The sequence below is a fragment of the Citrobacter sp. ANG330 genome (genome assembly GCF_047467925.1).
GTDB classification, from domain to species: Bacteria; Pseudomonadota; Gammaproteobacteria; order Enterobacterales; family Enterobacteriaceae; genus Citrobacter_A; species Citrobacter_A amalonaticus_G.
Genome location: NZ_JASJUI010000003.1, coordinates 42712 through 66605, shown reverse-complemented (window position 1 = coordinate 66605; position 23894 = coordinate 42712). Strand labels below are relative to the sequence as shown.

Below are 23894 nucleotides of genomic sequence, written 5' to 3'. Positions count from 1 at the left end.
TTTTTTATCGGTAAACCGGGTGTATGCTTAGTGGAGTCAACATGCGTAAGGACGGCTTATGAAAATAGTGATCGCACCGGACTCGTATAAGGAAAGTTTGAGTGCCCTCGAGGTGGCGAGCGCCATTGAGCAAGGTTTTCGCGAAATCTGGCCCAATGCGGAGTATGTAAAACTTCCGGTTGCTGATGGAGGAGAAGGAACGGTCGAAGCCATGGTCGCGGCGACGACGGGACGCATTGTTGACGTCGACGTCACGGGCCCTCTTGGGGAACCCGTCACTGCATTTTATGGCTTATCCGGCGACGAGCGCACGGCCTTCATTGAGATGGCGGCAGCCAGCGGCCTGGAGCAGGTGCCTGTCGCATTACGCGATCCATTAAAGACAACCTCCTGGGGAACCGGGGAGTTGATTCGTCATGCGCTGGATGCTGGCGTTGATCATATTATTATTGGGCTCGGCGGCAGTGCGACCAACGACGGCGGTGCGGGCATGGTGCAGGCGTTGGGGGCAAAATTGCTCGATGCGCGGCACAATGAAATTGGTAAGGGCGGTGCGGCGCTCGATACGCTTGCGCAGATTGATATCAGCCAGTTGGATCCTCGTCTTGCCGCATGCCGTATCGAAGTGGCGTGTGATGTGACGAATCCGCTGACCGGTAAAGAGGGGGCATCGGCGGTTTTTGGCCCTCAGAAAGGGGCGACGGCAGAGACGATCGATCGTCTGGATACGGCACTGGCGCATTATGCACGGATTATCGCCCGCGACCTGGGTGTGGATGTTCTTGAACTGGCTGGCGGCGGCGCAGCCGGCGGTATGGGCGCGGCGCTGTATGCGTTTTGCGGTGCGCAATTGCGGCGTGGGATTGAGATTGTTACCGATGCGCTGCAACTGGATGAATCCGTTGCCGATGCCGATCTGGTGATCACCGGAGAAGGGCGTATTGATAGCCAGACGATCCACGGCAAAGTGCCGGTAGGCGTGGCGAAGGTGGCGAAGCGCTACAACAAACCGGTGATCGGTATTGCCGGTAGCCTGACGGCTGATGTCGGCATCGTCCATGAACATGGACTGGATGCCGTCTTTAGTGTGATTTACACCATCTGTACACTGGACGAGGCGTTAAAGAATGCCGCAGAAAACGTGCGCATGACCGCGCGCAACGTCGCAGCGACCCTCAAAATGGGTCAGACGCTACGCTGAGATGATTCACTGGCCGGATGCCTGCCCGGCCTATAACAACCCTTTGCGGGCTTCTCGCGCCACGTTATCCATCTCATCAAGCAGCTCCAGAAACTCGGGTTCCAGATCCTCTTCCGGCGTCCCTTCGCGTAACTGATTTTCCAGCAACTGACATAAATTCTTCATGCGAGGTACGCCGCTATAACCGCAACTGCCATGTAATTTATGAATCAGATCAATTAAGCCCTCTGGATTCTCGCCTACCAGTTGCTCTTCGATTTTATTACGCACTTCCGGCAGGAAATTGATCAGCATTTGCAGCATATCGCGTGCCAGATCCGGTTTCCCGGCGGCCTGGCGCAGCGCCAGTTGCCAGTCCAGTGTGGCATTCGGATTGAAGATGGGTTCGACAGGTTCTACGCTGTTCTGGCGTGTCGGGACGGTCGCGCCGGGTTTATAGCGTTGCAGCAGGCTGCACAGCTTCTCTTCTTCGATCGGTTTTGCCAGATAGTCATTCATTCCGGCGCTCAGCAATTTCTCTTTCTGACCCGCCATCGCGTGTGCGGTGACGGCAATGACCGGTGTTTGTTGCTGATGGGGAAGCTGATGGATCAATTCGCAAGCCCGGATGCCATCCATATCCGGCATCTGAATATCCATCAGGATCAGATCAAACTGCATTTGCTTTGCGCGATCGACCGCCTGCTGGCCGCTATCACACAGCTCAACGTGCTGTACCTGATCGTCCAGCAGTGCGCCAATCAGCTTCAGGTTCGCCGGGTTATCATCGACCGCCATGACGGTCATCGCAATTTTGTTCTCGTCTGATTCCAGACGGTTCTCGGGATGGTTCTGGTGGCACAAATCCACCAGTGCCGGCAGTAGACGCGTGGAGGTCAGGGGTTTTAGCAGACAACTGGCCACGCCGTCCTGCTTGAGTTTTTCAGCGTTCACCTGAGCGTGGCACGGTAGCGCCAGCATCAGGAACTCGGCCATTTGGGTCGCCTGAATCAGCCGCTCATGCTGCATCGTCAGTGGTTCTTTGAAGGTGACGGCAACGCCGAGCAGCATAAAGTCGTAATGCTCAACGGCCAGCGCGGAAAACGTAGGGCTGTAGACCACTTCCAGCGGCGTTTCGCTGAGAATATCCAGCGTACATTGCGCGGCGGCGGCATTCGGCTCAATGTAGGCAATGCGTTTACCGGCCAGACAGGCAGTGGCCGGACCGTCGTTGATCACATTCGGATTCAGATCGAGATTGATATGGAACCAGAAGGTTGATCCGCGGTGCGGTTGGCTGTGGAAGGAGATATCGCCACCCATCTCATTGACCAGTTTCTGGGTGATCACCAGCCCCAGTCCGGTGCCGCCGTGGCGACGGGAAATACTGGCGTCGGCCTGACGGAAAGCCTGGAACAGGCGTGATTGATCGCGTTCAGGAATACCGATGCCTGTATCGCGGATCTGCACTTCTATTTGGACTTTGGTGTTACTCAGCGAGCGTTTCTCCACCAGAATGTCGATGTTGCCGCTCTCGGTAAATTTAATCGCGTTGCCGACCAGATTGGTGATGACCTGCTGTAAACGCAGCGGATCGCCAATCACATTATCCGGCACGTCATTCTTAATATTGAGCGTCAGCTCCAGTCCCTTATCGTGCGATGAATGCGCCAACAGCGTCACCACTTCATCGAGTGTATTACGCAGCGCGAAAGGAATGCTTTCGAGAATGAGTTTACCCGCTTCCAGCTTAGAGAAATCCAGGACGTCGTTAATGATGGCCAGCAGGTTATTTGCCGACCGCTCGATAGTATTCAGGTGGTCACGCTGGGTGGTATTCAGTTCCGTTTTCAGCGTCAGGCGCGTAAAGCCGATCACGCCGTTCAGGGGCGTGCGCAGCTCGTGGGACATATTGGCCAGAAACTCAGATTTGATGCGTGCGGCTTCCTGCGCGCGTTTTTTCGCCAGGTCCAGCTCAACGTTCTGGATTTCCATCTGCTCAAGCGTTTCACGCAAATCTGAGGTCGCCTGATCGATATTGTGTTGCATCTCTTCATGATAGGCGGCGAGCGACATCGCCATCGAGTTAATGCCGTTTTTCAACATATCCAACTCGCCAAGCATAAAGCCCTCAACGCGGCTGTCGAGTTGCCCCCGGCGAATACGGTCAACCGTATTGACCATGTTGCGAATGGGCCCTGTCACATCGCGCATCAGACGCCAGCCAAAGATCAACGCAATGCCGATACAAAACAGCATCATGACGGAAGAAATGAAGATTTCTTTATACTGTTGTAAGCGGACCGACTTGAGATCGAGCTCAAGCGCCACATATCCCAGCATATTCCCTGCGTTTTTCGCGTCAGTGGCCGGGGATTCGTCAAGCGAATAGCTCTCTGAAATGATCGGCGTGCGCAGGATTAAAATATCACCATGACGCTCAACGCTCAGTCGGCGCGGGATCGGTGAGCCCGGAGGCAGTTGCATTTCCGACGGATTGAGATTGAAATTCGAGGTGACAAAGAGGCGATTATCCTCGTCGTAGACCGAAATCGCCCGCACAATATCTGAGTGGCGGCGATGTAAAACGCTGATGAGCTGGCCTATGGATTCTCGGTTTTGCAGGTTCATACCGTATTCGGTAGAGACCGCCAGAGGCTCAATGATACTGGCACCGGCATCTTCCAGTTGACGCTGCAAGTCGTGGTAGCGATGCACAACGAAAAAGATACTGAGCAATAAACCGATAAGCACGGTCGGGGCCAGGATCAGAATCATCATGCGAGCGCGCAGGCTGTAGTTGGTCATGGAGTTCCGTTATGGGACAATTAGGGTCACACTGTTAAATTGAGAATAACCTCGCCGATGGCGCAATTCTACTCTGCAAAACGGCGCGTGACGACGCGCCAGATCATAACCGTTACTGCCAGTGACCTCGACTCTTTTGGTCAGGGGGTTGCGCGACACAACGGAAAGACGCTGTTTATCCCCGGATTACTGCCGCAAGAAAGTGCGGAAGTGGCGATCACAAAAGATAAAAAACAGTACGCGAAAGCCCAGGTTAAGCGCCGTTTGAATGATAGCGCCGAACGCGTCACACCGCGCTGTCCGCACTTTGGCGTTTGCGGCGGTTGCCAGCAACAGCACGCCAGTATTGAACTCCAGCAGCGTAGCAAAAGCGCCGCACTGTCACGCCTGATGAACAACATCGTCACTGAGGTGATCGCCGATGCGCCGTGGGGCTATCGCCGTCGCGCACGTCTGAGCCTCAATTATCAACCGAAAACCCAACAGTTCCAGATGGGGTTTCGCAAGACGGCATCCAGTGAGATTGTCGATATTAAACAGTGCCCCATTTGGGTGCCCCAACTTGACGCATTGCTGCCAGATCTCAGGGCATGTCTTGGCAACCTGCAGGGAATTCGCCATCTCGGGCACGTTGAACTGGTGCAGGCAGGCAGCGGCACGCTGATGATTCTGCGCCATACCGCGCCGTTAAGTCGCGCGGATAACGAAAAACTGGAACGCTTTTCGCATTCTAAGGGACTGTCTCTGTATCTGGCTCCGCATAGCGAGATACTGGAAACGGTTTCTGGTCAGACGCCCTGGTATGAGTCAAACGGTCTACGCTTAAACTTTAGCCCGCGTGATTTTATTCAGGTCAATGAAGGCGTAAACCAGAAAATGGTGGCCAGTGCCCTGGCGTGGCTGGACGTACAGCCTGGCGATCGCGTGCTGGATCTCTTCTGCGGGATGGGCAATTTCACGCTCCCGTTAGCGACCCGGGCGGCAAGCGTTGTCGGCGTGGAAGGCGTGCCTGCGCTGGTGGAAAAAGGGCGCGAGAACGCACAACAGAATGGATTACACAATGTGACATTCTTTCATGAGAATCTTGAAGAGGATGTCACCCGACAGCCGTGGGCCAAAAACGGTTTTGATAAAGTCTTGCTCGACCCCGCACGTGCAGGGGCTGCGGGCGTGATGCAACATATTATAAAATTGCAGCCTGGCCGCATTGTTTATGTATCCTGTAACCCCGCCACGCTGGCGCGTGATAGTGAGGCGTTATTACGCGCAGGATACCAGATACAACGGCTGGCGATGCTCGACATGTTCCCCCACACGGGACACCTGGAATCGATGGTATTGTTTGAGCATTCAAAATAAATCACGACTTGTCGACTTCGACAGGTCACGTCCCTTAAGGAGAGGACAATGGTTGCGGTAAGAAGTGCACATCTAAACAAAGCTGGGGAATTTGACCCGAAAAAATGGATCGAAAGTCTTGGGATCGCCAGCCAGCAGTCGTGTGAACGCTTAGCCGAAACCTGGGCGTATTGCCTGCAACAGACACAGGGGCATCCGGATGCGGAACTGCTGCTGTGGCGTGGCGTGGAGATGGTGGAAATCCTCTCGACGCTGAGTATGGATATCGACACGCTGCGGGCTGCGCTGCTGTTCCCTCTGGCAGATGCCAATGTCGTCAGCGAAGATATCCTGGAAGAGAGCGTGGGCAAATCCATCGTCACGCTTATCCATGGCGTGCGCGACATGGCGGCCATTCGCCAGTTGAAAGCGACCCATACCGATTCCGTCTCCTCAGAGCAGGTCGATAACGTCCGGCGCATGCTGCTGGCGATGGTCGACGATTTCCGCTGTGTGGTGATTAAACTTGCTGAACGAATCGCCCATCTGCGCGAAGTGAAAGACGCGCCGGAAGATGAGCGTGTTCTGGCGGCGAAAGAGTGCACCAACATCTACGCGCCGCTGGCGAACCGATTAGGTATCGGTCAGTTGAAGTGGGAGCTGGAAGATTATTGCTTCCGCTATCTGCATCCTGCCGAGTACAAACGCATTGCCAAACTGCTGCACGAACGGCGTATCGATCGTGAGCACTACATTGAAGAATTTGTGGGGCATCTGCGCTCAGAGATGAAAACGGAAGGCGTGAAGGCGGAAGTGTACGGTCGCCCGAAACACATCTACAGCATCTGGCGAAAAATGCAGAAAAAGCATCTGGCATTTGATGAGTTGTTTGACGTGCGCGCCGTTCGTATTGTCGCCGAGCGCTTGCAGGACTGCTACGCTGCACTGGGGATTGTGCACACGCACTATCGCCATCTGCCGGATGAGTTTGACGACTATGTCGCCAACCCGAAACCGAATGGCTATCAGTCGATTCACACCGTGGTATTGGGGCCGGGCGGTAAAACGGTCGAGATCCAGATTCGCACCAAACAGATGCATGAAGACGCCGAGCTGGGCGTTGCCGCACACTGGAAGTACAAAGAAGGCGCGATTGCAGGTGGAGCGCGTTCAGGACATGAGGACCGCATTGCCTGGCTGCGTAAGCTAATCGCCTGGCAGGAAGAGATGGCGGATTCCGGCGAAATGCTCGACGAAGTGCGCAGTCAGGTCTTTGACGATCGGGTCTACGTCTTTACGCCGAAAGGCGATGTGGTGGATCTGCCCGCTGGCTCTACGCCGCTCGACTTTGCGTACCACATTCACAGTGATGTGGGGCACCGTTGCATTGGGGCGAAAATCGGCGGGCGCATCGTGCCGTTTACCTACCAGTTGCAGATGGGCGATCAGATCGAAATCATCACCCAGAAACAGCCGAACCCGAGCCGTGACTGGCTGAATCCGAACCTCGGCTATGTGACGACCAGCCGTGGGCGCTCGAAAATCCACGCCTGGTTCCGCAAACAGGACCGCGATAAGAACATCCTTGCCGGACGGCAGATTCTGGATGACGAGCTGTCACATTTAGGGATCAGCCTGAAAGAAGCGGAAAAGCATCTACTGCCGCGCTACAACTTCAACGAGCTGGAGGAACTGCTGGCGGCGATTGGCGGGGGCGATATCCGTCTGAACCAGATGGTGAACTTCCTGCAGTCTCAGTTCAACAAACCGAGTGCTGCCGAAGAAGACGCCGCCGCGCTAAAACAGCTTCAGCAGAAAACGCATGCGCCGCAGAACCGGCGTAAAGATGATGGGCGTGTCGTTGTGGAAGGCGTAGGTAATTTGATGCACCACATTGCCCGCTGCTGCCAGCCGATTCCGGGCGATGAGATTGTTGGGTTCATTACCCAGGGCCGCGGGATTTCCGTCCATCGGGCGGACTGTGAGCAACTGGTCGAACTGCGTGCGCATGCCCCGGAACGCCTTGTGGACGCCGTCTGGGGCGAAAGCTATTCGGCGGGATACTCGCTGGTGGTGCGTGTACAGGCTAACGATCGCAGCGGTTTATTGCGTGACATCACGACGATTCTGGCGAACGAGAAGGTTAATGTGCTTGGTGTCGCCAGCCGTAGTGATACCAAACAGCAGCTTGCCACCATCGATATGACGATTGAAATCTATAACCTGCAGGTATTGGGACGCGTACTCAGCAAGCTGAATCAGGTACCCGATGTGATTGACGCCCGTCGTTTGCACGGCAATTAATTTAACTTTCCAGGCCCGATGGCGCTTTGCTCATCGGGCCTGTATTTTTCAGGATGTTCCAATGACTCAAATTGACCGCCTGCTTGGCATCATGCAACGCCTGCGCGACCCGAAAACCGGCTGTCCGTGGGATAACGAACAGACTTTCGCCACGCTTGCTCCCTACACCCTTGAAGAAACCTACGAAGTGCTCGATGCGATTTCCCGTGAAGATTTTGACGATCTGCGCGGCGAACTGGGCGACCTGCTGTTCCAGGTGGTGTTTTACGCGCAGATAGCGCAGGAAGAAGGGCGCTTTGATTTCAATGATATTTGTGCCGCCATCAGCGACAAACTGGAGCGCCGCCATCCGCACGTTTTCGCTGATGCCCAGGCCCACAACAGCAGCGAAGTGCTGGCCCGCTGGGAGCAAATCAAAACCGGCGAACGAGCGCAAAAGGCGCAGCATTCTGCCCTTGATGATATTCCGCGCAGTTTACCGGCGTTAATGCGGGCGCAGAAAATCCAGAAGCGCTGTTCGAATGTCGGTTTTGACTGGACGACGCTGGGCCCTGTGGTGGACAAGGTTTACGAAGAGATCGACGAGGTCATGCATGAGGCCCGACAGGTCGTTGTTGACCAGGCTAAACTGGAAGAGGAAATGGGCGACTTGCTGTTTGCCACTGTCAACATGGCCCGTCATTTGGGGACTAAAGCGGAAACCGCCTTGCAAAAAGCTAACGAAAAGTTCGAGCGGCGCTTTCGTGAGGTCGAGCGGATAGTGGCGGCGCGGGGCCTGGAAATGACTGGTGTTGATCTGGAAACGATGGAAGAAGTCTGGCAGCAGGTAAAACGGCAGGAAATTGATCTTTAAGGAAATTGAGCGGTCAAGGGCGTTTTGTGTGATTTTTTAAATAACAAGCGCTTGATTTGCGTCAAAAACATTTACCTCAAAGAGGCTATTTTCTCTTCCCGTTATGTTGATGAAACACCGTGTATACTGCCTCTTCGAGTTATTCGAGTCGCAACAAGGCGGCGACTGAAAGAATTCCCAGGAACACAGAAATGCTATGTGACTGGGGTAAGTGAAGGAAGCCAACACCGGTGCGGCTTGAAGAACGAAGGAGAGGGGATAATGAAAGTTTGTGGCGTACGTCATGTTCGGGTATACTACTTTCCCGTCCTGGTTATTCCATCGTTTCACCCTAACTTCTCAGGTTCAGCATGACAACGAACTATATTTTTGTGACCGGCGGGGTCGTATCCTCTCTGGGTAAAGGCATTGCCGCAGCCTCCCTCGCAGCCATTCTTGAAGCCCGTGGCCTCAATGTGACCATCATGAAACTGGATCCGTATATCAACGTCGATCCTGGCACCATGAGCCCAATCCAACACGGGGAAGTGTTCGTTACTGAAGACGGCGCTGAAACCGACCTGGACCTGGGTCACTACGAGCGTTTCATTCGCACCAAAATGAGTCGCCGCAACAACTTCACCACGGGTCGTATCTACTCTGACGTTCTGCGCAAAGAGCGCCGTGGCGACTATCTGGGCGCAACCGTACAGGTTATCCCGCACATCACCAATGCCATCAAAGAACGCGTGCTGGAAGGCGGTGAAGGCCATGACGTTGTGCTGGTCGAGATCGGCGGCACTGTCGGTGATATTGAATCTCTGCCGTTCCTTGAAGCGATTCGGCAGATGGCCGTTGAAATTGGCCGTGAACACACTCTGTTTATGCATCTGACGCTGGTTCCATACATGGCGGCGGCGGGTGAAGTCAAAACAAAACCGACGCAGCACTCTGTAAAAGAGTTGCTCTCTATCGGTATCCAGCCTGATATCCTGATCTGCCGCTCAGATCGCGCAGTACCGGCCAACGAACGTGCAAAAATTGCATTGTTCTGTAACGTTCCGGAAAAAGCGGTGATTTCTCTGAAAGATGTCGATTCCATCTATAAAATTCCAGGCATGTTGAAATCCCAGGGCCTGGACGATTATATTTGTAAACGATTCAGCTTAGAGTGTCCGGAAGCTAACCTGGCCGAATGGGAACAGGTGATTTATGAAGAAGCGAACCCGGCAGGCGAAGTCACGATTGGGATGGTCGGTAAGTACATTGAACTGCCGGACGCCTATAAATCTGTGATTGAAGCGCTGAAACATGGTGGTCTGAAAAATCGCGTGACCGTCAACATCAAGCTGATCGATTCGCAGGATGTTGAAACACGTGGTGTCGAAATCCTGAAAGATTTGGACGCTATCCTGATCCCCGGCGGCTTCGGCTACCGTGGTGTGGAAGGGAAGATCGCCACTGCGCGCTATGCGCGCGAAAACAATATTCCTTATCTGGGCATTTGCCTGGGTATGCAGGTTGCGTTGATTGAGTTTGCGCGTAATGTCGCCGGCATGGACAACGCCAACTCGACGGAATTTGTGCCAGACTGTAAGTACCCGGTTGTGGCGCTGATTACCGAATGGCGTGACGAAGACGGTAACGTTGAAGTCCGTACCGAGAAGAGCGATCTGGGGGGCACCATGCGTCTTGGCGCGCAGCAGTGTCAACTTGGCGACGATAGTCTGGTTCGTCAGTTGTACGGTACGCCGACCATTGTCGAACGTCATCGCCATCGTTACGAAGTCAACAACATGCTGTTGAAACAGATTGAAGCTGCGGGTCTGCGCGTTGCAGGCCGTTCCGGTGATGATCAGTTAGTCGAGATCATTGAGGTACCGAATCATCCGTGGTTCGTGGCCTGTCAGTTCCATCCGGAATTTACTTCCACGCCACGTGATGGACATCCGCTGTTTGCTGGCTTTGTGAAAGCCGCCAGCGAGCATCAGAAGCGTCAGGCGAAGTAAGAAGTAAAAAAAGTTAGAACGGCAACGCGTACCAAAGGTACGCGTTGTTTGTCTGGAGTTTTAGTTTAACTTGTACTGAGGAAAACCTAATGTCCAAAATCGTTAAAGTCATCGGTCGTGAAATCATCGACTCCCGTGGTAACCCGACTGTTGAAGCCGAAGTACACCTGGAAGGTGGTTTCGTCGGTATGGCAGCAGCTCCGTCAGGTGCTTCTACGGGCTCCCGCGAAGCGCTGGAACTGCGCGATGGCGACAAATCCCGCTTCATGGGTAAAGGCGTACTGAAAGCTGTTGGCGCGGTTAACGGCCCGATCGCTCAGGCTATCCTTGGCAAAGATGCCAAAGATCAGGCTGGCATCGACAAGATCATGATCGATCTGGACGGTACTGAAAACAAATCTAACTTCGGTGCGAACGCCATCCTGGCTGTGTCTCTGGCTAACGCCAAAGCAGCAGCTGCTGCTAAAGGCATGCCGCTGTACGAGCACATCGCTGAGCTGAACGGTACTCCGGGCAAATACTCCATGCCGGTTCCGATGATGAACATCATCAACGGTGGTGAGCACGCTGACAACAACGTCGACATCCAGGAATTCATGATTCAGCCAGTTGGCGCGAAAACCCTGAAAGAAGCCGTACGTATGGGTTCTGAAGTTTTCCACAACCTGGCTAAAGTGCTGAAAGCGAAAGGCATGAACACCGCAGTGGGTGACGAAGGTGGCTATGCGCCGAACCTGGGCTCCAACGCTGAAGCGCTGGCTGTCATTGCTGAAGCGGTTAAAGCTGCTGGCTACGAGCTGGGCAAAGACATCACTCTGGCGATGGACTGTGCAGCATCTGAATTCTACAAAGACGGTAAATACGTTCTGGCTGGCGAAGGCAACAAAGCATTCACCTCTGAAGAATTCACTCACTTCCTGGAAGACCTGACCAAACAGTACCCAATCGTTTCTATCGAAGACGGTCTGGACGAGTCTGACTGGGATGGTTTTGCTTACCAGACCAAAGTACTGGGCGACAAAATCCAGCTGGTGGGTGACGATCTGTTCGTGACCAACACCAAGATCCTGAAAGAAGGTATCGAAAAAGGCATCGTTAACTCCATCCTGATCAAATTCAACCAGATCGGTTCTCTGACCGAAACGCTGGCTGCAATCAAGATGGCGAAAGACGCTGGCTACACGGCTGTGATCTCTCACCGTTCTGGTGAAACTGAAGACGCTACCATCGCTGACCTGGCTGTAGGTACCGCTGCAGGCCAGATCAAAACGGGTTCTATGAGCCGTTCTGACCGCGTTGCTAAATACAACCAGCTGATTCGTATCGAAGAAGCGCTGGGTGAAAAAGCACCGTACAACGGTCGTAAAGAGATCAAAGGTCAGTAATTTATTACTGTCGCTTTTTACTCCAAGAAACCCGCTTCGGCGGGTTTTTTTATGCCTTTAAAGCAGTAGCGGTAGGGTCGCGCTGGCCGTTTTCTGGCTCACATCGCTGTACTTTTCATCCAGTGCGATCAGCGATGTGGTGAGCAGTTCTACCAGCAGCATCACACCCACCTTGGCGTTCAGCGCGCCGGCACTCAACGGACCTTCTGGTTTGGCTGCGACCAGTTGAATATCACTCAGCGACGCTAACGGACTGCGCGGCGTATTACTCAGCGCCAGTACGCGCACACCTTGTTTACGCGCCAGCTTTACCACATGTAACAGATCGCGCGTGGAGCCTGAACTGGAAATCGCCACCACGAGCGTATTTTTACTCAGTGTAGTGGCATTCATGGCAGCACGGTGCATATCGCTGAACAATTGCGCGGGTTTACCCAGACGCAGGAGTTTGTAATGTAAATACTCCCCCAGAATGGCACTGGCCGCTACGCCATAAATCTGCACTGACTGAGCCTGGTGCAGTGCAAGCGCGGCGGCTTCCAGTAAGGTTCTGTCGAGTAATTTTGCTGTGTCCTGCAGCGCTTGCACGGATTCATTGACCACATTGTCAATCTCATCGCCGCTGTGTTCTACAGACTTTCCTTGTCGGAGATCGAGTGCCAGCGCCATTTTGAACTCGTTATAGCCCTTACACCCCAGCGTTCGGCACAGACGTGTGACGCTAGCCTCGCTGGTGCCGCTTTCACGCGCCAGTTCGGTAATCGTCAGGTAGACAACTTTTGCCGGATCGCTGAGTACAAACTCTCCTAGCTTCTGTTGTGTTCGGCTGTATCCCTCAACGCTCTGGCGCAATCTCAGCAGCAGGTTTTCATTTTCAGACATGCAAAATCCTTAATGCGTTTATCTGTTGATAGTGTGGCGGAAAGCAGGGGAGAGATGCCAGACATTTTAAAAAAGTATGATCGGCTTCCTGGATTTTGATGATAATTTTCATTTATAAAATTAAATATGGTAAAAATTTTCATCAATAATCGAGGAGATGAAAAAATGATGCAAATGGTTAGCGGCGCTTCATCGGGGGGATGGTTTGAAAAAGCGCAGCGGTTCGGCAAATCCTTCATGCTGCCGATTGCAGTATTACCCGCAGCAGGACTGTTGTTAGGGATTGGTGGCGCGTTGTCCAATCCCAACACATTGGCGGCCTATTCGTTTTTAGATGTCGACTGGTTGCAGGCAATCTTCACGATCATGACCAGCGCAGGTTCCATTGTGTTTGCCAACCTGTCGGTACTCTTTGCAGTCGGTGTCGCCGTGGGGCTGGCGAAAGCAGATAAAGGCACTGCCGGGCTTGCGGCATTGCTGGCATTTCTGGTGATGAACGCCACCATCAACGCCTTATTAACGCTTAACGGAACGCTGGCGCAAGAGAACCCCGGCGCTGTTGGCCAGGGGATGACGCTGGGGATTCAGACGCTGGAAACGGGCGTGTTTGGTGGGGTGGTGATTGGTCTTGTCACCTGCGCGTTGCATAGCCGTTTCAATAAAGTCTCCCTACCTCAGTTCCTCGGTTTTTTTAGCGGTTCGCGTTTTGTACCGATTATCAGCTCCCTTGCCGCGATTGTAGTGGGTGCGGTTATGACGGTGGTTTGGCCGCATTTCCAGAAACTCATTTTTGGACTGGGTGGTCTGGTGGATGCGACGGGCTATCTGGGGACGCTATTGTACGGCTTCATCCTGCGCATGCTTGGCCCACTGGGTTTACACCATATCTTTTATTTGCCGTTCTGGACAACGGCGTTGGGCGGCAGCGAAATCGTCAACGGCCAGTTGGTTGAGGGTACGCAGCGGATTTTCTTTGCCCAACTTGCCGATCCGAATACGCAGCAGTTCTATACGGGGACCGCGCGCTTTATGTCCGGCCGCTTTATCACCATGATGTTTGGCCTGCCCGGCGCATGTCTGGCGATGTACTACACCGCAAAGCCGGAGAAGAGAAAGATTGTCGCCGGACTGCTTCTGTCGGCAGCTCTGACCTCTTTCCTGACGGGAATCACTGAGCCTATTGAGTTCTCCTTCCTGTTTGTGGCGCCCGTGTTATACGTCATTCACGCCTTCTTCGATGGTCTGGCGTTTATGATCGCCCATATTTTACATATCACTATTGGGCAAACCTTTTCGGGTGGGCTTATCGATTTCCTCCTCTTCGGCGTGCTACAGGGAGAAGCTAAAACCAACTGGATGTATGTCCCTATGGTGGGAATACCGTGGTTCTTCCTCTACTACTTCACCTTCCGCTATTTGATCACCCGCTTTGGCTGGCTGACGCCGGGTCGTGAGAACGCAACCCCGGTTGAATCTGGCCTGCCTCAAAGTGAACGCGCAGCAGCAGTCATCGCTGGGCTGGGAGGCAAAGAGAATTTGGAAGAGGTGGACTGTTGCGCCACGCGCTTACGCGTGACGGTGAAAGAGAGCAGCAAGGTAGATGAAGCGGCGCTGAAAGCAACCGGAGCCCGCGGCGTGATTATTCGCGGCAACGGTGTTCAGGTGATTTATGGCCCGCATGTCACCATCATTAAAAACGAAGTCGAAGAGATTTTATCGTAATGAAAACAGTACTGGATTCCCTGAAAGGTAAATTAATCGTCTCCTGTCAGGCGCTGGAAAATGAGCCTCTACACAGTCCGTTTATTATGTCTCGTATGGCGTTGGCGGCGGCACAAGGCGGTGCGGCAGGTATCCGTGCGAACAGCGTGGTGGACATTCGCGCTATCAAAGAGATCGTCTCCCTGCCGGTGATTGGGATTATCAAACGTGATTATCCTGGCAGTGAGGTGTTTATCACGGCCACTCTCCAGGAAGTGGATGAGCTGATGACCGTTGAGCCGGAAATCATTGCCCTGGATGCCACAGCGCGACCGCGCCCTGGTGGGCAGACGCTGGAAGAGTTGGTCGCGCAGATCCGCGATCGCTACCCGTCCGTACTACTGATGGCGGATATAGCAACTGTAGACGAGGCGGTGACAGCCGAGCGTCTGGGTTTTGATTGTGTGGGCACCACGCTCTACGGCTATACCGCAGAAACAGCCGGGCATGTGCTGGCGGAAAATGACTGCGGATTCTTACGTGAGGTGTTGGCAGCGGTCAGCGTTCCGGTCGTGGCGGAAGGGAACGTCGATACTCCGGAACGCGCCGCACGCTGCCTGGCATTAGGCGCTCACACCGTGGTGGTTGGTGGGGCAATCACGCGTCCGCAGCAGATAACGGCACGCTTTATCGCGGCGATCGCCTCGTAAAGCACCGATGGGGCATGATACTTTGGTGGGGATCTGCGATAATTATCGTTTATCCCCATATTGAGAATGCTATGCAGTACCCGATTAACGAGATGTTCCAGACCCTGCAAGGTGAGGGTTATTTTACCGGCGTCCCCGCCATTTTTATTCGTTTACAGGGATGCCCGGTTGGCTGTGCCTGGTGCGATACCAAACACACCTGGGATAAGCTTGAGGATCGGGAAGTCTCCCTGTACAGCATCCTGGCGAAAACCAAAGAGAGTGATAAATGGGGCGCGGCAAGCAGTGAAGATCTGCTGGCGGTGATTGGCCGACAAGGCTACACCGCGCGTCATGTGGTGATCACCGGTGGTGAACCCTGTATTCATGATCTGATGCCACTCACTGATTTGCTGGAAAAGAACGGCTTTAGCTGCCAGATAGAAACCAGCGGTACACACGAAGTGCGCTGCACACCCAATACCTGGGTGACCGTTTCTCCGAAGGTGAACATGCGCGGTGGTTATGACGTTCTCTCCCAGGCGCTGGAACGCGCAAATGAGATCAAACACCCGGTTGGACGCGTACGTGATATTGAAGCGCTGGACGAACTGCTCGCCACGCTGAGCGATGACAAACCGCGGGTGATTGCGCTGCAACCCATCAGTCAGAAAGAAGACGCTACCCGGCTGTGCATCGATACCTGTATCGCCCGCAACTGGCGCCTGTCGATGCAGACGCACAAGTATCTGAATATTGCCTGATCTTCGTGCGTTGAACGGTAACCATAAAATTATGGTTACCTGTTTCCTGTATTTTTTCATCCTCTGCCGCTGTTCTTTTATGCGATCATACTACCTAGCGTTGTGTTTTTTACTTTCAGGTTATCTCCGCTTCTGATAATCGCCATTTTTTATGGGTGATATTGTCGTCACACTATTTCGGTGGATTAAAAGGAAGAATAGTGAAACTGATATTTTGTTTTTTTAAATCAGCAGATTAGCTGTTCTTTAAAAATCGATACTTGTTGATATTTTGTTGGTAGAATTTACTGCTGAAAAAAATGCATTATAAACAATGAGATATAATTAGTATGTTCCTCGCGCCAGCGGGGATAAACCGAGGTTGTGCAGGCGTACGCCACCATCCACGGCATGTTCCCCGCGCCAGCGGGGATAAACCGCTCACCCATTGATTTAATCCAATCAGCCTGTAATGTTCCCCGCGCCAGCGGGGATAAACCGTGTCGTAAGTTGGGGATTTGTCGCAGAGGGCAATGTTCCCCGCGCCAGCGGGGATAAACCGTCCTGAGCCAGTCGACTGAACTTAACCGTGCTATCTTCCCCGCGTCAGCGGGGAAGATGCGAAAAAGAAGCTTGATTAGCGCCGATACAGTGCGGGCGGCTCTCATTTAGAGGGCAGGGACGATGCATCAACTAATGTGGAAAAATGTAGGGGCTTATTCGCCGCGATAGACACAGCCCGCCGTGCAGGTCTCTTTTACCATCACCGCGCTCAGCAAGGGAATGGATGGTTTGACCTGATCCCAAATCCATTTCGCCAGCACTTCGCTGGTCGGGTTTTCGAGACCGGGAATATCGTTCAGGTAGTAATGATCAAGCCTGTCATACGTTGGCTTAAATGCGGCTTTTAATTCAGCGAAATCGATAATCCATCCCGTATGAGGGCAGACTTCACCGGTGACTTCAAGGCGCACCATAAAAGAGTGTCCGTGCAGACGGCCACATTTATGCCCTTCCGGTACGTGCGGCAGGCGGTGAGCGGCTTCGAAGGTGAAATCTTTAAACAGGGTGGTGGTCATTATTTACTCTCACGAATGCAAAAAAACGCCGTAGGGTACCGTAAAGTACATTTTTTATCATTAGTTAAAAGGGCGCTAAGCGTCAGAATGCCACATATAGGTGAGAAAAATTAAATAACTTTTTATATATCATGTGGTTATTTAATCGTTTTTGTCGCTAATAACTATAGCTAAAACAGGTTAGTCCATTTGGTTATTTGTTATTTCCATCCCTTCTTTAATTGTTATTATCGCCGCCGTTACCCTTATCATCAGTTTGGGTTTTATTGCTTAAATCCGCTTTGCTTACTGGAACATAACGACGCATGACGACACAGGCCCCACCTTCCGCTTTGCTTCCGCTGAACCCGGAGCAACTGGCACGCCTCCAGGCGGCCACCACCGATCTCACGCCCACGCAGCTTGCATGGGTTTCTGGCTATTTCTGGGGTACGCTGAATCAGCAACCTGGCGCAGCCGTTGCCATACCCGCTCCCGTGGCGGAAATGCCGGGCATCACGCTGATCTCCGCATCCCAAACGGGGAATGCACGCCGAGTGGCGGAAGCGCTGCGTGATGACCTGCTGGCAGCAAAACTTAGCGTTACGCTGGTTAACGCAGGCGACTACAAATTCAAACAAATCGCCAATGAAAAGCTGCTGGTTGTCGTCACTTCTACCCAGGGAGAAGGCGAGCCCCCGGAAGAAGCGGTCGCGTTGCATAAGTTCCTGTTCTCTAAAAAAGCACCGAAGCTTGAAAACACCGCCTTTGCCGTTTTTGGTCTGGGTGACACGTCATACGAATTTTTCTGCCAGTCGGGCAAAGATTTTGACAATAAACTGGCAGAGCTCGGCGGTGAGCGCCTGTTAGATCGCGTTGATGCTGATGTGGAATACCAGGCCGCCGCCGCCGAGTGGCGTGCTCGTGTGGTTGAGGTGTTGAAATCACGTGCGCCGGTTGCGACACAGGCTCAGCCGGTTGCCAGCGGCGCAGTCAATGAGATCCACACCAGTCCGTATACCAAAGAAGCGCCGCTAAGCGCCACGTTGTCCGTGAATCAAAAAATCACCGGACGCGATTCAGAGAAAGACGTTCGCCATATTGAAATCGATCTTGGTGACTCGGGTTTGCGCTACCAGCCTGGCGATGCGTTGGGTGTCTGGTATCAAAACGATCCGGCGCTGGTGAAAGAGATCGTAGAACTGGTCTGGCTGAAAGGCGATGAGCCGGTTACGGTCAATGGGCAGTCTCTCCCGCTGTCCGAAGCGCTACAGTGGCATGTTGAACTGACCGTAAATACCGCCAATATCGTTGAAAACTATGCCACCTTAACACGCAGTGATTCGTTGTTGCCGCTGGTCGGCGATAAGGCACAGTTGCAGCATTACGCCACCACGACGCCTGTTGTCGATATGCTGCGTTTCTCGCCCGCACAACTGGATGCACAAGCGTTAGTCGATCTGTTGCGTCCGTTAACGCCGCGCCTGTACTCCATTGCGTCTTCACAGGCTGAAGTGGAGAGTGAGGTGCACATCACTGTGGGTGCGGTGCGTTATGAAGTGGAAGGCCGCGCGCGTGCCGGTGGTGCATCCAGCTTCCTGGCCGATCGCGTCGAAGAAGATGGCGAGGTGCGTGTGTTCATCGAACATAACGATAACTTCCGTCTGCCGACGAACCCTGAAACCCCGGTGATCATGATTGGTCCAGGGACAGGCATCGCGCCGTTTCGCGCCTTTATGCAACAGCGCGCTGCTGAGGGAGCGTCCGGTAAAAACTGGCTGTTCTTTGGCAACCCGCACTTTACTGAAGATTTCCTCTACCAGGTGGAATGGCAGCGTTACGTCAAAGAAGGCGTACTGAGCCGTGTCGATCTCGCCTGGTCACGAGACCAAAAAGAAAAAGTCTACGTACAAGACAAACTGCGCGAACAGGGCGCAGAACTGTGGCGCTGGATCAATGACGGTGCCCACATTTATGTCTGCGGCGACGCGAATCGCATGGCGAAGGACGTTGAGCAGGCATTGCTGGACGTGATAGCTGAATTCGGCGCGATGGACGCGGAATCAGCGGATGAATTTTTAAGTGAGCTGCGCGTTGAGCGCCGTTATCAGCGAGATGTCTACTAATGAGCGATAAACATCCGGGACCCCTGGTGGTCGAAGGTAAACTGGCAGACGCCGAGCGTATGAAGCTGGAAAGCAACTATCTGCGCGGCACCATTGCTGAAGATTTAAATGACGGTCTCACCGGCGGTTTTAAAGGTGACAACTTCCTGCTGATCCGTTTTCACGGAATGTACCAACAGGATGACCGTGATATCCGCGCCGAGCGTGCCGAGCAGAAGCTGGAGCCGCGTCACGCGATGTTGCTTCGCTGCCGTCTGCCGGGAGGCGTTATCACCACCAAACAATGGCAGGCGATTGATAAATTCGCCGCCGAGAACACGATTTACGGCAGCATTCGCCTGACCAACCGTCAGACGTTCCAGTTCCACGGGATCCTGAAGAAGAACGTGAAACCGGTACACCAGATGCTGCACTCCGTGGGGCTGGATGCGCTGGCAACTGCCAACGACATGAACCGTAACGTGCTGTGCACCTCGAACCCGTACGAGTCTGAGCTGCATGCTGAAGCTTATGAGTGGGCGAAAAAGATCTCCGAGCATCTGCTGCCACGCACCCGCGCGTATGCTGAAATTTGGCTCGATCAGGAAAAAGTCGCGACGACGGATGAAGAACCGATCCTCGGTCAAACCTATCTGCCGCGTAAGTTTAAAACCACGGTAGTGATCCCGCCGCAGAACGACATCGATCTGCACGCCAACGACATGAACTTTGTCGCCGTGGCGGAGAACGGCAAGCTGGTGGGCTTTAACCTGCTGGTGGGTGGCGGTCTTTCTATCGAGCACGGTAATAAAAAAACCTATGCCCGTACCGCGAGCGAGTTTGGCTATCTGCCGCTGGAGCACACGCTGGCCGTAGCGGAAGCGGTGGTCACCACCCAGCGCGACTGGGGTAACCGTACCGATCGTAAAAATGCGAAAACCAAATACACGCTGGAACGCGTGGGGGTAGAGACGTTTAAAGCGGAAGTGGAACGTCGTGCAGGCATCAAATTCGAACCGATTCGTCCGTACGAATTCACCGGTCGCGGCGATCGCATTGGCTGGGTGAAGGGCATCGATAATAAATGGCATCTGACGCTGTTTATCGAAAATGGCCGTATCCTCGATTATCCGGGGCGTCCGCTGAAAACGGGTCTGCTGGAAATCGCAAAAATCCATAAAGGTGAGTTCCGTATTACCGCGAATCAGAATCTGATTATCGCTGGCGTACCGGAAAGCCAGAAGGCGAAGATTGAGAAGATCGCGCAAGAGAGCGGTCTGATGAATACCGTGACGCCACAGCGTGAAAACTCCATGGCCTGCGTGTCGTTCCCGACTTGTCCGCTGGCGATGGCAGAGGCCGAGCGCTTCCTGCCGACGTTTATCGACAAGATTGACGGACTGATGGCGAAACATAACGTCAGCGATGAACACATCGTCATGCGCGTAACGGGCTGCCCGAACGGTTGTGGTCGTGCGATGCTGGCGGAAGTCGGTCTGGTCGGGAAAGCGCCTGGCCGCTATAACCTGCATCTCGGTGGTAACCGAATTGGCACGCGTATACCTCGGATGTTCAAAGAAAATATCACCGAGCCGGAAATTCTCGACTCGCTGGATGAACTGATTGGGCGCTGGGCGAAAGAGCGCGAAGCGGGTGAAGGCTTCGGCGACTTTACGGTGCGTGCGGGCATTATTCGCCCGGTGCTTGATCCCGCACGGGATTTCTGGGAATAACCCATCCTTTGCCCGGTGGCGCTTCGCTTACCGGGCCTACGGGTTTTGTAGGCCGGGCAAACGCAGTGCCGCCCGGCAAAACAGGCAAACGAGGTTCTTATGTCCAGACTCGATCTACATGCTCTGAACGCGCTGCCAAAAGTGGAACGCGTCATGGCGCTGGCAGAAACTAACTCTCAACTGGAAAAGCTGGATGCCGAAGGCCGTGTGGCCTGGGCGCTGGAGCACCTGCCCGGCAATTACGTGCTCTCCTCCAGCTTTGGTATTCAGGCGGCGGTGAGTCTGCATCTGGTAAACCAGATCCGCCCGGATATCCCGGTGATCCTGACCGATACCGGCTATCTGTTCCCGGAAACCTATCAGTTTATCGACGAGTTAACGGACAAGCTCAAACTGAACCTGAAGGTCTACCGTGCAACCGAGAGCGCCGCCTGGCAGGAAGCGCGTTACGGTAAGCTATGGGAGCAAGGGGTTGAAGGTATTGAGAAATACAATGAGATCAACAAAGTCGAACCGATGAACCGGGCGTTGCAGGAACTGAATGCGCAAACCTGGTTTGCAGGACTGCGGCGCGAACAGTCCGGTAGCCGTGCGCATCTGCCGGTGCTGGCGATTCAGCGTGGCGTATTTAAAGTGCTGCCGATTATCGACTGGGATAACCGCACGGTATATCAGTATCTGCAAAAACACGGCCTGAAATACCATCCACTGTGGGATCAGGGCTATCTTTCCGTCGGCGATACCCACACCACGCGGAAATGGGAACCGGGTATGGCTGAAGAAGAAACCCGCTTCTTTGGCCTGAAGCGGGAGTGCGGGCTGCACGAAGGGTGAAACAAACCACCCTATGACGGTCTGACAGTATTGCCGGATAATGGCATTGTCTTATCCGGCAATATGATTAGCTCGCTTTCGCTAATTCTTTCACTAGCGGCAGCATAATGCGCATGACGTCGCGGTTGCGGTGTTCAATGCGTCCTGGCAGGGCTTTATCAATATGCTGCTGATTATCAAGGCGCACGTCGTGCCAGCTATTTCCCGCCGGGAAAGAGGTGGTTTTGGCGCGCTGCTGGTAACCATCTTTCTTGCCAAGACTCCAGTTCGTCGCCTCGACGGAAAGCACCGAAATTCCTGCTTTATCGAAAACCTCCGCGTCATTGCAGCAACCGGTGCCTTTTGGATAATCCTTATTCAGGCCTGGATTGCTGCTGGCGGCAATACCATGATTGCGTGCAATGGCTAACGCCCGATCGCGGGTTAATTTACGCACGGCTTCCGGCGTGCTCTGCCCGCTATTAAAATAGAGTTTGTCGCCGACAATCAGGTTGTCGAGATTAATCACCAGCAGCGTATTTTTCTTCTCTGCCGCACTCATGCGCTTCAGCAGATTTTCAGCCCCCAGTTTTCCCTCTTCTTCGCCGCTGGTAGCAATAAAGCGAATACCGTATTCGGTCGGCACATCTTTCAGACGTTCCGCCAGTTCAAGCATCACGCCCAGCCCGGCGGCGTTATCATCTACGCCTTGCAGAGTGAGTCCGCCAAGATTCGCGTCGGTGTCGGCATCGCTTTGCGGCGCGTAGGTATCCAGATGCGCCATGATAATAATCTGCTGCGGGGCCTTGCCTTCGTGGGCGGCAATAACGGTACTGCCGGTGACGTTATGCCAGTTTTTGCGGTTATTTTTGGCGGTATAAATATAGCGACTGTTGAATGTACGGATGTCGCTGCGATAACCCATTTGCTCAAATTGTTGGCGCAAATAGTCGGCAGATAACATTTCTGCCGGTGAGCCGGTCATTCTGCCAGGAAATACAGTTGCGATATGGCGAGTCTGTGAGGTCGCAAAATCCCCCGGTTTTGGCGATGACGCCTGAGCGGGGACAATAAAACATACGCCGAGCGCCAGGAGAGTAGAAAGGCGGCGCGTTGCGGAAAACATAGAGGATCCTTAATAGCCAGCGGGGGAAGCCCTGAATACACAGCAAAAAATTTAATCCGCCTAGTATGAAACCGTGACCCCGCTAAAACAATTTCATTTGCTCTTAAATGCCCGAATTCCGGCGGGTTAAGCACTTTTTGATATTTGCTTTGCCAGATCGTTATTCCTTTGAGGAACTACTCATTCCAATTCGTAATTTCATTCGTTCTCTTGCGCTCCCTATAGTCGGGTTATCTGACGTGCTCGACATTCGCGGTATTGTAAAGGAACGGTTATGGACCAAAAACGACTCACCCACCTGCGACAGCTGGAGGCCGAAAGCATCCACATCATTCGCGAGGTGGCAGCAGAATTCTCGAACCCGGTAATGCTTTACTCCATTGGCAAAGATTCCAGCGTCATGCTGCATCTGGCCCGGAAGGCATTCTATCCAGGCTCGCTGCCGTTCCCGCTGCTGCATGTCGATACCGGCTGGAAATTCCGCGAGATGTATGAATTCCGCGATCGTACTGCCAAAGCGTACGGCTGCGAGCTGCTGGTGCATAAAAACCCGGAAGGCGTGGCGATGGGTATCAACCCCTTTGTCCACGGCAGCGCCAAACACACTGACATTATGAAAACCGAAGGGCTGAAGCAGGCGCTGAACAAATACGGTTTTGACGCCGCCTTTGGCGGTGCGCGTCGCGATGAAGAAAAATCGCGGGCGAAAGAGCGCATCTACTCCTTCCGCGACCGCTTTCATCGCTGGGATCCGAAAAACCAGCGTCCTGAACTGTGGCACAACTACAACGGGCAGATTAACAAAGGCGAAAGTATCCGCGTCTTCCCGCTGTCCAACTGGACGGAACAGGATATATGGCAGTACATCTGGCTGGAAAATATTGAGATCGTCCCGCTGTATCTGGCGGCGGAGCGCCCGGTGCTGGAGCGCGACGGTATGTTGATGATGATCGATGACGATCGCATCGACCTGCAGCCCGGCGAGATGATCAAAAAACGGATGGTGCGTTTCCGTACTCTCGGCTGCTGGCCGCTGACTGGCGCGGTGGAATCGAATGCACAAACGCTGCCGGAAATTATTGAAGAGATGCTGGTCTCGACGACCAGTGAACGGCAGGGTCGCGTGATTGACCGCGACCAGGCGGGCTCTATGGAGCTGAAGAAACGTCAGGGGTATTTCTAAGGAGC

17 protein-coding genes are annotated in these 23894 nt (G+C 53.6%); 13 read left to right on the top strand and 4 right to left on the bottom strand.

Going from position 1 to position 23894, the window contains the following annotated elements:
* The first annotated feature begins 58 nt into the window (after positions 1 to 58).
* Positions 59 to 1201, top strand: coding sequence for a glycerate kinase (locus QNN88_RS08655; RefSeq protein ID WP_414239863.1), 1143 nt, complete (start codon positions 59 to 61; stop codon positions 1199 to 1201).
* Positions 1202 to 1231: 30 nt separating this feature from the next.
* On the opposite strand, the gene barA is transcribed toward QNN88_RS08655, so the two are convergent.
* Positions 1232 to 3988 carry a two-component sensor histidine kinase BarA gene (gene barA, locus QNN88_RS08650; RefSeq protein WP_414239862.1) on the bottom strand — a complete coding sequence of 919 codons (2757 nt, stop codon included), beginning with the start codon at positions 3986 to 3988 and terminating at the stop codon, positions 1232 to 1234.
* Between the two features lie 57 nt (positions 3989 to 4045).
* On the opposite strand from barA, the gene rlmD reads away from it, so the two are divergent.
* From rlmD to eno, 5 genes are all read left to right on the top strand, one after another.
* Entirely contained in the window at positions 4046 to 5347 is a 1302-nt protein-coding gene (gene rlmD / locus QNN88_RS08645; protein WP_414239861.1) for a 23S rRNA (uracil(1939)-C(5))-methyltransferase RlmD, read from the top strand.
* 48 nt (positions 5348 to 5395) lie between these two features.
* The gene (relA, locus tag QNN88_RS08640; protein WP_414239860.1) at positions 5396 to 7630 is read left to right on the top strand and encodes a GTP diphosphokinase; all 2235 of its coding nucleotides are present in this window, start codon (positions 5396 to 5398) and stop codon (positions 7628 to 7630) included.
* 61 nt (positions 7631 to 7691) lie between these two features.
* Positions 7692 to 8483 (top strand): nucleoside triphosphate pyrophosphohydrolase, encoded by a 792-nt coding sequence (mazG, locus tag QNN88_RS08635; RefSeq protein ID WP_414239859.1) that lies wholly within the window; start codon positions 7692 to 7694, stop codon positions 8481 to 8483.
* A 350-nt stretch (positions 8484 to 8833) separates the two neighbouring features.
* Positions 8834 to 10471 carry a glutamine hydrolyzing CTP synthase gene (pyrG, locus tag QNN88_RS08630; RefSeq protein WP_042999517.1) on the top strand — a complete coding sequence of 546 codons (1638 nt, stop codon included), beginning with the start codon at positions 8834 to 8836 and terminating at the stop codon, positions 10469 to 10471.
* An 89-nt stretch (positions 10472 to 10560) separates the two neighbouring features.
* Positions 10561 to 11856 (top strand): phosphopyruvate hydratase, encoded by a 1296-nt coding sequence (gene eno, locus QNN88_RS08625; protein ID WP_042322547.1) that lies wholly within the window; start codon positions 10561 to 10563, stop codon positions 11854 to 11856.
* A gap of 57 nt (positions 11857 to 11913) precedes the next feature.
* Here eno and QNN88_RS08620 read toward each other — a convergent pair whose 3' ends face one another.
* Positions 11914 to 12738, bottom strand: a complete 825-nt coding sequence (locus QNN88_RS08620; RefSeq protein WP_414239858.1) for a MurR/RpiR family transcriptional regulator — start codon at positions 12736 to 12738, stop codon at positions 11914 to 11916.
* Between the two features lie 165 nt (positions 12739 to 12903).
* On the opposite strand from QNN88_RS08620, the gene QNN88_RS08615 reads away from it, so the two are divergent.
* The 3 genes from QNN88_RS08615 (at position 12904) to queE (ending at position 15892) form a co-directional block, all read left to right on the top strand.
* Positions 12904 to 14460: a maltose/glucose-specific PTS transporter subunit IIC gene (locus QNN88_RS08615; RefSeq protein ID WP_414239857.1), complete on the top strand. Its 1557-nt coding sequence runs from the start codon at positions 12904 to 12906 to the stop codon at positions 14458 to 14460.
* Positions 14460 to 15149 (top strand): N-acetylmannosamine-6-phosphate 2-epimerase, encoded by a 690-nt coding sequence (locus QNN88_RS08610; RefSeq protein WP_414239856.1) that lies wholly within the window; start codon positions 14460 to 14462, stop codon positions 15147 to 15149. The genes QNN88_RS08615 and QNN88_RS08610 overlap by 1 nt, the downstream gene beginning before the upstream one ends.
* 71 nt (positions 15150 to 15220) lie before the next feature.
* On the top strand, positions 15221 to 15892 hold the full coding sequence (gene queE / locus QNN88_RS08605; protein ID WP_042999521.1) for a 7-carboxy-7-deazaguanine synthase QueE: 672 nt from the start codon (positions 15221 to 15223) through the stop codon (positions 15890 to 15892).
* Between the two features lie 695 nt (positions 15893 to 16587).
* Here queE and queD read toward each other — a convergent pair.
* Complete coding sequence (gene queD, locus QNN88_RS08600) at positions 16588 to 16950, bottom strand: 6-carboxytetrahydropterin synthase QueD (protein WP_414239855.1); 363 nt, start codon at positions 16948 to 16950, stop codon at positions 16588 to 16590.
* Positions 16951 to 17255: 305 nt separating this feature from the next.
* Between queD and cysJ the strand changes: the two genes are divergently transcribed.
* The 3 genes from cysJ (at position 17256) to cysH (ending at position 21601) form a co-directional block, all read left to right on the top strand.
* Positions 17256 to 19055: an NADPH-dependent assimilatory sulfite reductase flavoprotein subunit gene (cysJ, locus tag QNN88_RS08595; protein ID WP_414239854.1), complete on the top strand. Its 1800-nt coding sequence runs from the start codon at positions 17256 to 17258 to the stop codon at positions 19053 to 19055.
* The gene (cysI, locus tag QNN88_RS08590; RefSeq protein ID WP_414239853.1) at positions 19055 to 20767 is read left to right on the top strand and encodes an assimilatory sulfite reductase (NADPH) hemoprotein subunit; all 1713 of its coding nucleotides are present in this window, start codon (positions 19055 to 19057) and stop codon (positions 20765 to 20767) included. The genes cysJ and cysI overlap by 1 nt, the downstream gene beginning before the upstream one ends.
* 99 nt (positions 20768 to 20866) lie before the next feature.
* Positions 20867 to 21601 carry a phosphoadenosine phosphosulfate reductase gene (gene cysH / locus QNN88_RS08585; protein ID WP_414239852.1) on the top strand — a complete coding sequence of 245 codons (735 nt, stop codon included), beginning with the start codon at positions 20867 to 20869 and terminating at the stop codon, positions 21599 to 21601.
* Between the two features lie 67 nt (positions 21602 to 21668).
* On the opposite strand, the gene QNN88_RS08580 is transcribed toward cysH, so the two are convergent.
* Positions 21669 to 22706 (bottom strand): aminopeptidase, encoded by a 1038-nt coding sequence (locus QNN88_RS08580; RefSeq protein ID WP_414239851.1) that lies wholly within the window; start codon positions 22704 to 22706, stop codon positions 21669 to 21671.
* A 274-nt stretch (positions 22707 to 22980) separates the two neighbouring features.
* Between QNN88_RS08580 and cysD the strand changes: the two genes are divergently transcribed.
* Positions 22981 to 23889 carry a sulfate adenylyltransferase subunit CysD gene (cysD, locus tag QNN88_RS08575; protein WP_042322572.1) on the top strand — a complete coding sequence of 303 codons (909 nt, stop codon included), beginning with the start codon at positions 22981 to 22983 and terminating at the stop codon, positions 23887 to 23889.
* Positions 23890 to 23894: the final 5 nt, after the last annotated feature.